At 44.2% G+C, this 13,554-nt stretch carries 13 protein-coding genes; 10 read left to right on the top strand and 3 right to left on the bottom strand.

Annotated elements, in window-relative coordinates; all coding sequences use genetic code 11:
• Positions 1 to 62 precede the first annotated feature (62 nt).
• A complete protein-coding gene (locus tag AC3CID_RS11985) occupies positions 63 to 377 on the top strand; it encodes a YqcC family protein (protein WP_146457440.1) in 315 nt (104 codons plus the stop codon).
• Positions 377 to 1,141, top strand: coding sequence for a tRNA pseudouridine(65) synthase TruC (gene truC / locus AC3CID_RS11980; RefSeq protein WP_488526598.1), 765 nt, complete (start codon positions 377 to 379; stop codon positions 1,139 to 1,141). Before AC3CID_RS11985 ends, truC begins: the two co-directional genes overlap by 1 nt.
• A gap of 110 nt (positions 1,142 to 1,251) precedes the next feature.
• On the opposite strand, the gene AC3CID_RS11975 is transcribed toward truC, so the two are convergent.
• The 3 genes from AC3CID_RS11975 to map all read right to left on the bottom strand — a co-directional run bounded on the left by AC3CID_RS11975 (position 1,252) and on the right by map (position 5,492).
• A complete protein-coding gene (locus tag AC3CID_RS11975) occupies positions 1,252 to 1,635 on the bottom strand; it encodes a DUF3461 family protein (protein ID WP_004734354.1) in 384 nt (127 codons plus the stop codon).
• A 218-nt stretch (positions 1,636 to 1,853) separates the two neighbouring features.
• A complete protein-coding gene (gene glnD, locus AC3CID_RS11970) occupies positions 1,854 to 4,475 on the bottom strand; it encodes a bifunctional uridylyltransferase/uridylyl-removing protein GlnD (RefSeq protein ID WP_065205032.1) in 2,622 nt (873 codons plus the stop codon).
• Between the two features lie 138 nt (positions 4,476 to 4,613).
• Positions 4,614 to 5,492, bottom strand: a complete 879-nt coding sequence (gene map, locus AC3CID_RS11965) for a type I methionyl aminopeptidase (protein WP_004734352.1) — start codon at positions 5,490 to 5,492, stop codon at positions 4,614 to 4,616.
• A gap of 458 nt (positions 5,493 to 5,950) precedes the next feature.
• Here map and rpsB point away from each other — a divergent pair, with 458 nt between their 5' ends.
• The 8 genes from rpsB to rseP all read left to right on the top strand — a co-directional run bounded on the left by rpsB (position 5,951) and on the right by rseP (position 13,533).
• Positions 5,951 to 6,682 (top strand): 30S ribosomal protein S2, encoded by a 732-nt coding sequence (gene rpsB / locus AC3CID_RS11960; protein WP_032500394.1) that lies wholly within the window; start codon positions 5,951 to 5,953, stop codon positions 6,680 to 6,682.
• Between the two features lie 137 nt (positions 6,683 to 6,819).
• Positions 6,820 to 7,665, top strand: coding sequence for a translation elongation factor Ts (tsf, locus tag AC3CID_RS11955; RefSeq protein WP_017084154.1), 846 nt, complete (start codon positions 6,820 to 6,822; stop codon positions 7,663 to 7,665).
• Between the two features lie 156 nt (positions 7,666 to 7,821).
• A complete protein-coding gene (gene pyrH, locus AC3CID_RS11950; RefSeq protein ID WP_017072669.1) occupies positions 7,822 to 8,553 on the top strand; it encodes a UMP kinase in 732 nt (243 codons plus the stop codon).
• A gap of 98 nt (positions 8,554 to 8,651) precedes the next feature.
• Complete coding sequence (frr, locus tag AC3CID_RS11945) at positions 8,652 to 9,209, top strand: ribosome recycling factor (protein WP_004734349.1); 558 nt, start codon at positions 8,652 to 8,654, stop codon at positions 9,207 to 9,209.
• A 98-nt stretch (positions 9,210 to 9,307) separates the two neighbouring features.
• On the top strand, positions 9,308 to 10,060 hold the full coding sequence (gene uppS, locus AC3CID_RS11940) for an undecaprenyl pyrophosphate synthase (protein WP_488526597.1): 753 nt from the start codon (positions 9,308 to 9,310) through the stop codon (positions 10,058 to 10,060).
• A 15-nt stretch (positions 10,061 to 10,075) separates the two neighbouring features.
• Positions 10,076 to 10,918, top strand: coding sequence for a phosphatidate cytidylyltransferase (locus AC3CID_RS11935; protein ID WP_017084153.1), 843 nt, complete (start codon positions 10,076 to 10,078; stop codon positions 10,916 to 10,918).
• A 51-nt stretch (positions 10,919 to 10,969) separates the two neighbouring features.
• The gene (gene ispC / locus AC3CID_RS11930) at positions 10,970 to 12,178 is read left to right on the top strand and encodes a 1-deoxy-D-xylulose-5-phosphate reductoisomerase (RefSeq protein ID WP_065205031.1); all 1,209 of its coding nucleotides are present in this window, start codon (positions 10,970 to 10,972) and stop codon (positions 12,176 to 12,178) included.
• The gene (rseP, locus tag AC3CID_RS11925; protein ID WP_017093243.1) at positions 12,175 to 13,533 is read left to right on the top strand and encodes a sigma E protease regulator RseP; all 1,359 of its coding nucleotides are present in this window, start codon (positions 12,175 to 12,177) and stop codon (positions 13,531 to 13,533) included. The genes ispC and rseP overlap by 4 nt, the downstream gene beginning before the upstream one ends.
• Positions 13,534 to 13,554: the final 21 nt, after the last annotated feature.

Below are 13,554 nucleotides of genomic sequence, written 5' to 3'. Positions count from 1 at the left end.
CCTAAATAGATGGTACTCTATGCCCCAATTTCAAGGTCACTAGATAAATAACTTGGTGAAAAATGACAGCTGCCACAAAGTTACCTCTTTTACTTCAACAATTAGAACAACAAATGCGCCAATGTTCCCTATGGAGCGATGTTTCGCCTTCGGATGAAGCTCTGGCGAGCGTTGAGCCTTTTGCGATTGACTCGCTACAGCCAGAAGAGTGGTTACAGTGGATCTTTATCGTAAAGATCAACGCAATGATGAATGCCCAAATGAGCCTACCGAAAGGCTTTGCGATTCATCCTTATTTTGGTGAAGTATGGAAAAATGAGGCAGACAAAGCTGAACTGCTAGTGACGATTCAGAGCATTGATGAGGTATGTGCGTAATGTTAGAGATCATTTATCAAGATGAGTACTTTGTCGCGGTGAATAAGCCAGCCGGCATGCTGGTGCACCGCTCATGGCTCGATAAACACGAGACTCAATTTGTTATGCAGACACTGCGTGATCAAATTGGTCAGCATGTATTTCCATTGCATCGCTTAGACAGACCGACATCTGGTGTGTTGGTGTTTGCGTTGTCGAGCGAGGTTGCTTCACAGGTGATGCCGATGTTCGCTAACCATGAGATGCAAAAAACCTATCATGCGATTGTGCGTGGTTGGATAGAAGAAGGTGATACGCTCGACTACGCACTCAAGGTCGAGTTGGATAAGATCGCAGACAAGTTTGCAAAAGAAGATAAAGAACCACAAGAAGCTGTCACCGTTTACGAGCCGTTAGCGAAAGTCGAAGTGCCGTATTCAACAGGCCGTTTTCCTACCAGTCGTTATTGCTTAGTTGAGATGATGCCTAAGACAGGACGTAAACATCAGCTGCGTCGTCACATGGCTCATCTAAGACATCCGATTGTGGGCGATACTTCACATGGTGATGGTAAGCACAACCGACTGTTCCGCGATGATTTAGACTCACACCGTCTGTTGTTGCACGCTTCTGAGTTGTGTTTCATTCATCCTTTTACAAAGAAAGAATTAGTAATGAAGGCCAGCCTAGATGAAACGTGGTTAAGGTTATTTGAAACCTTTGAGTGGGATGCGAGCTTGGTGAATGCTGAAGCACGGTCGTCTAAGTCAAGACCAGGCGTCTAGTAAACATAGAAAATAGAATAAAAATAAAGGGCTGATAGTGATATCAGCCCTTTTTGTGTCTATGCAATCTTAGCGGTAAAACTAATGTTAGCTAGTCGCTCATCGCGGGATCATTTTAGCTTTTCTAGATCGGCTTCGATCTCTGCGATCTTACTTGATACAACCTTCTCTAAGTGGCGTAAGTCGGTAAGGATCTTCTGCTTCACATCGACCTCAGCGGTTGGCGTAGGTTTGGTGATCTTGTTGAGTTCATCAATCACAAGAGTGAGGTTGCGGTTAATCTCTGTCACTTCTTTGTATTGATTATTGCCGCCGCTAACAAGCACACTTTTTACTTGTCGTGGGTACTTAAACTTAACGCTTTTCGCGAACAATTCGCCTTTCTGTTTACGAAAGTAAATCTTGAGAATATCTTTATGTGCTTCTTGGCGAAGGGAGTAACGTTCAATCTGTTTAGGTTCGTGGATACCTAAGCCAGTGAGGTTTGGATACATAAGCGACCTCTAGTTTATGAATGTAATACTTTTATGTAATTGACTTAATCAATGTAGCAGCCTAATGACGAGCTAGATAGTTGATATATGGGAATTGATTGTAAGTTGTGGGCAAGATCGCTCTCTATCTTTGCCCACACTTATTTGGCTATTAAAGCTGTTCCTAAAGCTAAACTTGTTTCCTAGTCATAACTTACTTCTAGCACTAAATTAGCTTTCTAAGGTGCGAGTTCTGAAACATGCTCTGTTAACCTTTCTCTTAGCGCTTGTTCCTGTTCTTCAGACAGTCTTCCTCCCGCGTCACTGGTCAGAATAAACAAATCTTCAGCTCTCTCACCTATGGTGGTGATTTTCGCACCGTGCAAGTTAATGTCTAATTCAGCAAAGGTTGCACCGACTTGAGCCAACAACCCCGGCGTATCAAGAGCTCTTAACTCCATCAAGGTGCGTTTTTTACTCTTGGTTGGTAGGAACTCAACTAAGGTTTTTACCTTGAAATGCTGCAAGTTACGTGGCGTACGACGAGTCTTAATCTTAGTTGGGCGGCCATCAGCCAGAACATGAGTTAGATGCTTAGCGACGGCTTTGTGTCTTGCTTCATCAATCGCTTCACCGTGCTGATCCAGTACGATAAAGGTATCCAAAACGTGGCCATCTTTACTGACCATGACTTGTGCGTCGTGAACGTTAAAGTTGCGTCTGTCGAGCTCGGCAACCACGGTCGCAAAAAGTGCCGCTTGGTCTTTACAGTAAACGAATACCTCTGTGCCGCCACGTGTCGCTTTTTGGCTGATAAGCACTAAAGGTTGGCTCGGATCTTCTAAGCGAAGTAAGTGTTCACAGTGCCATGCGATTTGAGTGTGTGTATGACGTAAGAAATAGTCAGCTTTGAAACGCTGCCACAACACCTCAATCTCACGAGCCGTGAAGCCTTCTTTACGCAGCAGTGCAGATGCCATTTGCTGGTTATGACGAATACGGTCTCTGACATCGACTGGGTTTTCTAAGCCACGACGTAGTGCGCGCTGCGTAGAGTGGAATAGCTCGGCTAACAGGGTGCGTTTCCAGCTGTTCCACAACTCAGGGTTAGTCGCGCAGATATCAGCGACGGTTAAGCACACCAGTAGCTCTAATGATTCTTCGTCGCGGACTTTTTTAGCAAACTCTGTGATGACATCAGGGTCGTAGATATCACGGCGTTGAGCGGTCACTGACATTAACAGGTGGTTTTGTACTAACCACGCGACTTGTTTGGCTTCTGGTTTTGATAGCCCGTGCTCAATACAGAAAGAGTAAGCTTCAACAGCGCCAATTTCTGAGTGGTCTCCGCCGCGGCCTTTACCTATGTCGTGGAAGATAGCCGCCAGAATCAACAGCTCTTTCTTTTGAACTCGTGGATACACTTCACAACAGATAGGGTGCTTATCGTGGTTCTCGATTTGGCCAAAGCGGTTGATGTGTTTGAGTAGGCGAATACTGTGTTCATCCACGGTGTAAACATGAAACAGATCAAACTGCATTTGACCAACAATTTGGCTCCACTGTGGCAAATAGGCCGATAGCACGCCCAATTTGTGCATCAAACTAAAGGCTTTGTGCAGTGCATTTGGGTGGCGAACCAAATCCATGAACTTGTCACGAGCTTCAGGAATGGTATGTAAGAAGCGATTCAATCGGCGACGTGCGGTTCGCAGTTGGCGCAATGTTGGTGGGCTTACCCCTTCGATAGAAGAGTCATTCGCGATATGGATAAACATATCGAGAATCGTTTCTGGTCTCGCTTGGAATAGAGCCGGCTTACGCGCTTCGATTAATGAACCTCGACGTTGGAAGTCGTTGTCGAGAATCTCGGCTTCTTGTGTTTGGCCGCCATTGATGATCGCTTGATCGAACAGCTTAAGCAGCATCTTATTGAGCTCGGCTACGCGACGAAGTGTTCGATAAAACTCTTTCATCATCATCTCGACGCCACGGTTACCTTCACCACTGTAACCCAGGTGTTCCGCTACCTGAGCTTGATGGGCAAACGTGAGACGGTTGTCGTAACGGCGCAGTTCAATGTGCAGTGCAAAGCGAACACGCCATAAGAAATCTTGGCACTCGACCAACTCACGATATTCAGCATCCGTTAGAAAGCCGTATTTGCTCATCTCCAATAAAGACGTTGCACCAAAATGTCGACGCGCAACCCAGCTCAGGGTGTGGATGTCTCTGAGCCCTCCCGGAGTCGATTTGATGTCCGGTTCTAGATTATAGGTGGTGTCGTGGTAGCGAGCATGACGCTCTCTCTGTTCTTGAATCTTGGCTTTGTAGAAGGTCTCACTTGGCCAAAATGAATCAGAATGAATCTTTAGCTTAAGTTCTTGAAAGGTGTCTTCGCTGCCACACAGTAAGCGTGACTCTTGCAGGTTAGTGGCAACGGTTAAATCATCGGTGCCGATATCAAGACACTCTGCAATGGTACGCACCGCGTGGCCGACTTCGAGTTTCAAGTCCCAGAGTAGGGTAATGAATTGACTGACTTTTTCACCCAGTGCGGGTGGCAGTGTTTTTTGCGAGACGATGAGGATATCAATATCGGACAAAGGGTGTAGTTCACCACGGCCATAGCCTCCCACCGCAACAAGTGAAATATGAGGCAGTTTGTTGAACCCAAAATGCTCCCATAAACGATTGAGAAGCAAATCCATGTATTCGGAACGAAGCAGCACCAAATCGGTGACTGGATGATGATTGAGAAATTCATTTTTTTGATACTGCGTGAAGATTTCGAGCTGATTTTTTATTTCGCAGATTTCAATTTGTTCGTCATTGAACGTAAGGGGACATTGATAAGGCATAGTCTGCTATCCGTGCAAGCAAATGAGAATAGTAAACAATTTAACAGAAGCTGATGGAAAATCGAAATTGAGGGGATAAAAAAATATCCTCGACAGGCGAGGATATTTTTAAAAGTCTGAGGTATTCAGCTTGTTGAACTAAGCGTTCTTCATGATACGTGGGATCGTATCGTCGCTGCGTAGTGTTAGTACCTCACAACCAGTATCGGTCACAACTAGAGTGTGTTCCCACTGAGCGGAGTTCTTGCTGTCTGCTGTGTACACTGTCCAGCTATCTTCGTCATCTAGACGACAGCCAAACTTACCCGCATTGATCATTGGCTCGATTGTGAAACACATGCCTGCTTTCAGTACGGTACGGTCACTGTTTTTGTAGTGAACGACTTGTGGATCTTCGTGGAACTCAGAACCAATACCGTGGCCACAGTAATCTTTTACAATAGAGAATTTAGCGCGTGGGTTGTTCTTGTTGTTTGTTTTGATGTACTTCTCAATAGCAGTACCGATTTGGCCAAGTTGAACACCTGGTTTAACCTGACGCATGCCTTCGTAAAGTGCTTCTTGAGCAACCATACACAGACGTTTGTTTGCTGGAGAAACTTCACCCACAAGGAACATCTTAGAGGTGTCACCGTGGTAGCCTTGTGGACGAACACTTAGATCAGCATTTTCGTCATCAGGAACAATCACAGTGATATCAACGTTGAGAATGTCGCCATCTTTTAATACTGCAGGTTTGAATTGACCTGTGCTACCCGTCTCATCTTGTGATGCTGGAATACCGTGACACACGATGTGGTTGATAGACGTACAGATTGACTTAGGGAAACCGTGGTAATCAAGTGGTGCTGAGTATGCGCCTCTTTCTAGAGCGTACTCATGACAGATTTGGTTTAGCTCTTCTGTCGTTGTACCCACTTGGATGTGAGGTTCAATCATCTCTAGAATTTCTGAAGCCAGCTTGCCGGCAACGCGCATTTTTTCAATTTCTTCAGCAGTTTTAATTTTTACAGCCATTGCATATCTCTTAATTTGGTAGCACCTAAGTGTGCATATTGGGGCTATTCTATCAGTGCAGCATTTTAGCGCAACATTCCCATGTCCGCACAATGTTGGTGGATACTGCTCAGTCTGAGTAGATAATGTTCGGTTTAATGACGCAGACGCGATTTGAATAGGACACTATTTTATAGAGAAAATTCACCGCTAGGGATCAGTATAGCAGTCGCCATTTTTAGATTTTTTTCTAGCCATAGATAGACAAAATATGGTATAAAGCGCGCCGGACATCAGGACTGTTTTCTCCATTTGGCGAAACAAGCTTTGTGTCCACTAACTTATTTCTTTAAATCACACACATTCCGACACATGTTCCGGGGTGCCTCAACAACACAGATAACGGCTGAAAAGTGGTTAGTTGTTAGGGGTCGGATTCATGGGGAGTGTGGAGGCCTAACCCCATAGAGGATTTTAAAATGGCAACTGTATCAATGCGCGATATGCTTAAAGCTGGTGTTCACTTCGGTCACCAAACTCGTTACTGGAACCCAAAAATGAAGCCATTCATCTTTGGTGCTCGTAGCAAAGTTCATATCATCAACTTAGAAAAAACTGTACCAATGTTCAACGAAGCTCTAGCTGAAATTGCTAAAGTTGGCGAGAAGAAAGGTAAAGTTCTTTTTGTTGGTACTAAGCGTGCTGCATCTGAAGCTGTTAAAGAAGCTGCTATCAACAGCAACCAGTTCTACGTTAACAACCGCTGGTTAGGCGGTATGCTAACGAACTACAAAACTGTTCGTCAGTCTATCAAGCGTCTGAAAGAACTTGAAGCGCAAGCTCAAGACGGTACTTTCGACAAGCTTACTAAGAAAGAAGCTCTAATGCGTACTCGTGAAATGGAGAAGCTAGAGAAATCTCTTGGTGGTATCAAGAACATGGGCGGCCTTCCAGACGCTCTATTCGTTATCGATGCTGATCACGAACACATCGCAGTTAAAGAAGCAAACAACCTAGGTATCCCAGTTTACGCTGTAGTTGATACTAACTCTAACCCAGACGGTGTTGACTTCGTTATCCCTGGTAACGATGATGCAATCCGTGCAGTACAGCTTTACCTAAACGCTGCTGCAGACGCGGTTAAAGAAGGTCGTAACAAAGATGTTGCTGCTGTAGCTGCTGAAAAAGACGGTTTTGTAGAAGCTGAATAATAGCGGCTCTGAGCCATATTTAGTTCACATTAAGCGGTCATAATCGATGGCTTAAGAACTGAATACAGTCAATATCAGGGGCCAATTAATTAGGCCCCTGTTTTTTATCTTTTTTAGAATTTACTGAGGAATAGAGAATGGCAACTGTAACTGCAGCTCTAGTTAAAGAACTTCGTGAACGCACAGCTGCGGGCATGATGGAATGTAAAAAAGCGCTTGTTGCTGCTGAAGGCGACATCGAGCTAGCAATTGAAAACATGCGTAAGTCTGGCGCAGCGAAAGCAGCTAAAAAAGCTGGTAACGTTGCTGCTGAAGGCACAATCATCATTAAAGAAGACGCTGGCGTTGCTGCTCTTCTTGAAGTGAACTGCCAAACTGATTTCGTAGCTAAAGATGCAGGTTTCCTTGCATTCGCTAACGAAGTTGCTGAAGCTGCTCTAGCTGAACGTCTAGACATCGTTGCACTTCAAGCTAAATTTGAAGACGCACGTATCGCTCTAGTAACTAAGATCGGTGAGAACATCAGCATCCGTCGCGTTGAGCTTGTTGAAGGTGTTGCACTAGCTTCTTACCGTCACGGCGAGAAAATCGGTGTTGTTGTTGCTGGTGAAGGCGAAGCTGAAACGCTTAAGCACATCGCTATGCACGTTGCTGCTTCTAAGCCTGAGTACGTTAACCCATCTGACGTACCTGCAGACGTAGTAGAAAAAGAAAAAGCTGTTCAAGTTGAAATCGCTATGAACGAAGGCAAACCACAAGAGATCGCTGAGAAAATGGTTATCGGCCGTATGAAGAAATTCACGGGCGAAGTATCTCTTACTGGTCAAGCTTTCATCATGGAACCTAAGAAAACTGTTGCTGACATTCTTAAAGAGAAAGGCGCATCAGTTACTACCTTCGTTCGTTTAGAAGTTGGTGAAGGTATCGAGAAAGCGGCTGAAATGAGCTTCGCAGACGAAGTTGCAGCGGTACAACAAGGTTAATCCTTAGTGTATTGATTGAAAAAGACCGTGGCAAATGCTGCGGTCTTTTTATGAATAATGAATTATTTTTTGGCTGTTAGCTGTTATGAATGCAAACTGAGCTCTTCAGTTTTTATCCATGACTGTTAATCATCAACTCTTTGGAAGGTAAACTCCATGACTACGAACCCTAAACCGGCGTATCAACGTATTCTGTTAAAACTTAGCGGCGAAGCACTACAAGGCGAAGAAGGTTTTGGTATTGACGCGACGGTCCTTGATCGTATGGCTCAAGAAGTAAAAGAATTGGTTGAACTAGGTGTTCAAGTAGGCGTTGTTATCGGTGGCGGTAACCTTTTCCGTGGTGCAGGCCTTGCTGAAGCAGGTATGAACCGCGTTGTTGGTGACCACATGGGTATGCTAGCAACGGTAATGAACGGCCTTGCAATGCGTGACGCTCTGCACCGTGCTTACGTAAATGCACGTGTAATGTCAGCTATCCCTCTTAAAGGTGTGTGTGACGACTACAACTGGGCAGATGCAATCAGCCAACTACGTCAAGGTCGTGTTGTGATCTTCTCAGCGGGTACTGGTAACCCATTCTTCACTACAGATTCTGCTGCGTGTCTACGTGGTATCGAAATTGAAGCTGACGTAGTTCTAAAAGCGACAAAGGTAGATGGCGTATTTACTGCTGACCCAGTAGCAAACCCAGACGCAGAGCTGTATGATACGTTGTCTTACAACACTATTCTTGAAAAAGAACTTAAAGTGATGGATTTGGCTGCATTTACGCTAGCACGTGATCACAAAATGCCAATCCGTGTATTTAACATGAATAAACCAGGCGCATTACGTCGCGTGGTTATGGGTGAAACTGAAGGTACATTAATCAGCGACGCTGACTAATTTTTCGGGCTTACTGAGGTGTTATGCTTTGGTAAGCTTATCCTTATCACTCCAAATAAAAAGCTTTCTTGAAGAAAGAACATAATCAAGGTGAAATTGTGATTAACGAAATCAAAAAAGACGCTCAAGAGCGTATGGATAAAAGTGTAGATGCACTTAAAAATAGCCTGCAAAAGATTCGTACAGGCCGTGCTCACCCAAGCCTACTGTCTGGTCTTACTGTAGAGTATTACGGTGCACCAACGCCTTTGGCTCAAGTTGCTAACGTTATTGCAGAAGATGCACGTACACTAGCAATTACAGTGTTTGATAAAACACTGACTCCTTTAGTTGAAAAAGCAATCCTGACATCTGACCTAGGCCTAAACCCTATGTCTGCTGGCACGGTTATTCGTGTACCACTTCCAGCGTTAACGGAAGAGCGTCGTAAAGACCTCGTTAAAATCGTTCGTGGTGAAGCTGAAGGTGGCCGTGTTGCTATCCGTAATATCCGTCGTGACGCGAATGGCGATCTAAAAGCACTTCTGAAAGACAAAGAAATCTCTGAAGATGAAGATCGTAGAGCACAAGACGAAATTCAAAAGCTAACTGACATTGCGGTTAAGAACGTAGATGAAGTTCTAGCAACTAAAGAAAAAGAGTTGATGGAAGTTTAATTTTCCATATTCTTTTCTTTCCGGAAAAACGCTGTACTCACGGTTCAGCGTTTTTTTATGCTACTCTGTTCGACTATTAGAATTTGATTCACTCTTTTATGCATAATTCTCAAGCGTTCACAGACTCTCTTCCTAAACACATTGCTATCATTATGGATGGTAATGGCCGCTGGGCAAAAGCTCAGGGCAAGCCTCGCGTCTTTGGTCATAAAAACGGTGTTCAAGCCGTTCGTAAAACCATCTCTTCATCTGCCAAACTTGGCATTAAGGCCGTTACACTTTTTGCGTTTAGTAGCGAGAACTGGCGTCGTCCTGAAGAAGAAGTCGGTATCTTGATGGAACTGTTTATTTCAGTGCTGTCGAGTGAAGTCAAAAAACTTCATAAAAATAATCTACAATTGCGTGTTATTGGTGATAAAAGTCGTTTCAATGATCGACTACAAAAGAAGATAGAAGAAGCAGAAGCTTTGACTAGTACCAATACGGGTATGGTTATTAATATTGCTGCTAACTATGGCGGCAAGTGGGATATCCAGCAGGCAATGACCTCAATTGCTCAACAGGTAAAGTCTGGCGATATTAATGTAGATGACATTGATGAAGCTATGATTACACAGCACCTGACTATGGCAGATATTCCTGAAGTTGACCTACTTATCCGCACCAGTGGCGAGTGCCGCATTAGTAACTTTATGCTTTGGCAATTGGCTTACGCCGAAATGTATTTCACTGAACAATTCTGGCCAGACTTTAATGAAGACAGCTTAGTAGAAGCTGTGACTTGGTTTGTAAACCGCGAGCGTCGTTTTGGATGCACTGGTGAGCAAATTAAAGCTCTGATGGACAGTTAATAAGGATTTTTTGGTTTGAAACAACGAATTATTACAGCGTTGATTTTAGCTCCCCTAGTTATTCTAGGTATTTTCGAGTTATCACTTCCCACGTTTATTCTTTCACTAGCAGTAATCTCGCTATTGGGCTTTTGGGAGTGGACTCAGTTTGTTGAAAGCAAATCGCGTTATTTAGCGCTGATTCCAACGGTTGTAGTCAGTGCTGCAAGTTTTGCTTTTATCCCTTTTGATGCATTTAGCCTTAATCATTTATCTAGCGCTCACTACACCATTCTAACGATTGGTTCTATTTGGTGGGTAATAGCGAGTGGTATGGCAGTGACTTATCCTAAGTCTATGCCCGCATGGAAAGATTCTTCTCTCCTTCGTCACGCATTTGGCGTGCTGACTCTGCTGCCATTTTTCTGGAGTGTGGTTATTCTGCGCGCTAACGGTATCGATGTTGATCCTTACCACGGCGCAAAATTGGTGATGTTTGTTTGTTTGCTCGTTTGGGCTGCTGACAGCGGTGCTTATTTTTCAGGAAAGAGTTTTGGTAAGCGTAAAATGGCACCGGCGGTAAGCCCTAATAAGACGATTGAAGGTCTTATTGGTGGCATTATTACAGCGGTGATCATAGCTTGGATTTTTGCTGACTTGTTTGATATCCAATTCACAAGTCCTCTTCACATGATTGTAATTACCCTTGTGACTGTCGTTATCTCTGTTCTTGGTGACCTTGTTGAAAGCATGTTTAAGCGTGTTTCCGGGGTGAAAGACAGCAGTAATCTGATTCCTGGTCATGGTGGTATACTTGATAGAATAGATAGCTTAACGGCTGCATTCCCTGTCTTTGCTCTGCTTTATTTAGCATTCTAATAATAAAGGGCAGTGATTCTGCCCTTTATTTCATTTCTACGGTCATATGTGATGCGAAATCTAACTATCCTTGGTGCTACCGGCTCAATTGGTGCAAGTACACTAAAAGTCGTTGAACAAAACCCAGATCTCTATTCGGTCGTGGCACTGGCTGCCGGGTCGAATGTCGAAAAGATGTTGGCGTTAGTTGAAAAGTGGCAACCAAGCTATATTGCTATGGCTTGCCCAGATGCAGCATCTCAGCTGACTGAAATGCTGTCCGCTAATTACCCTAACGTTACAGTACTTTCAGGCCCAGAAGGCATGTGTCAGGTTGCTTCTCTAGAGGAAGTGGACACGGTAATGGCTGCGATTGTGGGAGCAGCAGGCTTGCTTCCTACGATGGCATCGGTTAAGGCTGGTAAGCGTATTTTGCTTGCTAATAAAGAAGCTTTAGTGATGTCAGGGCAGTTGTTTATAGACGCCGTGGAAAAGTACGGTGCTGAACTACTTCCTGTAGACAGTGAGCATAATGCTATCTTCCAATGCCTACCGCAAAATGTACAAACCCATCTAGGTCGTTGTAATCTGGAAGAGAACGGTATCAACCATATTCTCTTGACGGGTTCTGGTGGTCCTTTCCGCTATACGGATGTTGCTGAGTTAGAATCGGTAACACCGGCTCGCGCTATTGCACACCCTAACTGGTCTATGGGCCCTAAGATCTCTGTTGACTCTGCGACCATGATGAATAAAGGTCTTGAGTACATTGAAGCTAAGTGGCTATTTAATGCTTCTCAAGAACAGTTAAAAGTCATTATTCATCCTCAGTCTGTGATTCATTCAATGGTCCAGTACAAGGATGGCTCGGTACTTGCTCAAATGGGTGAACCCGATATGGCGACGCCAATCGCTTTGACGATGTCTTATCCTGAGCGTACAGAAGCTGGCGTTAAGCCTCTGGATTTCACCAAAGTGGGCGAGCTTACTTTTCTAGAACCCGATTTTAGCCGTTACCCATGTTTAAGATTAGCAATTGAAGCGTGTTACTTAGGGCAGCATGCAACAACAGCAATTAATGCTGCCAATGAAATTGCAGTCGATGCCTTTTTGAACAATCGGGTTAAGTTTACCGATATTGCTGTCATTAACGAGCATGTTATGAGCAAAGTATGTGAACAATATAGCTCTGAGGGCTTAGATAGCTTGGAAAGCCTTCTTGAGCTAGATAATATGTCTCGTCAAATAGCCATTCAATTTATTAAAGAGCAGCTAGCATGAGTGGAATTCTGTGGAACTTCGCATCTTTTATTGTAGCGCTTGGTATTCTGGTTGCTGTTCATGAGTTTGGACACTTCTGGGTTGCTCGTCGTTGTGGTGTGAAAGTAGAAAAATTCTCGATTGGTTTTGGTAAATCAATCTGGAGCAAGATCGGCCGTGATGGTACTGAATACAGCTTGTCAGTGATTCCGCTGGGCGGCTACGTTAAGATGCTCGATGGGCGTGTTGACGACCTTTCTGAAGAAGAGCAGCAATACGCTTTTGACAAGAAGCCATTGTGGAAACGCACGGCCATAGTCGGTGCAGGCCCAGCATTTAACTTTATCTTTGCTGTGTTTGCGTATTGGCTGGTATTTTTGATTGGCGTGCCTGCGGTTAAACCGGTGATCGGTGAGGTCACCCCGCAATCTATTGTTGCACAAGCCGGAATTGAAACTGGAATGGAACTTAAATCTATTTCAGGAATCAAAACCGCAGATTGGGAATCAGTCAATATGGGTTTGATCTCACATATTGGTGACCAATCCATGACAGTAACGGTTTCTTCTCAAGACGATATTGGCTTTGAGCAACAGATGACATTGGATATTTCAGACTGGTCGTTCAACCCAGAAACTGAGTCTGCAATGACAACGCTTGGTTTTAGACCGTACTCTCCAGAGATATCAACAGTGCTTGCTCAAGTTATTGATGATGGCGCTGCATACTCTGCGGGGCTAGAAGCTGGTGACAAAATTGTTGAAATTAATGGGCAGCCAATTGAACAGTGGCAGTCGGTTGTTGAGTTGATTCGCTCGAACCCGATGAAATCAATGAACCTTATTGTATTGCGTAATGGTTTTGAACAGTCGTTGTCTATGACGCCAAAAAGTCGAGAGCTTTCTGATGGTTCAATAATCGGCTATGCGGGTATTGCTCCAGAAGTCGCAGAATGGCCAGAAGATTATCGCTTTGAGTTACAATTTGGTGTAATTGAGTCTGTAGGAAAAGCATTTGATAAAACAGGTCAAATCATTGGTTTGACGCTGACAATGCTCAAGAAGCTCATCGTTGGCGATGTTGGCTTAAACAACTTGAGTGGCCCGATTTCAATTGCTAAAGGCGCAGGTACAACCGCTGATTACGGTTTGGTTTACTTCTTAGGCTTTTTGGCTCTGATTAGTGTCAATTTGGGTATTATTAATTTGGTTCCGCTGCCTATGCTTGATGGCGGACATTTGCTCTTTTTCGCTATTGAGGCCATTACTCGTAAACCGGTTCCTGAAAAAATTCAGGAAATGGGATACAGAGTGGGAGGAGCAATCCTCTTCTCTTTGATGGCTCTGGCAATATTTAATGATTTTACTCGTCTGTGAATGGTTTCTCACAGGCATTGG

It is taken from the genome of Vibrio sp. QJM3NY_21 (assembly GCF_057785975.1).
This window is presented reverse-complemented; position numbering and strand designations above follow the sequence as displayed.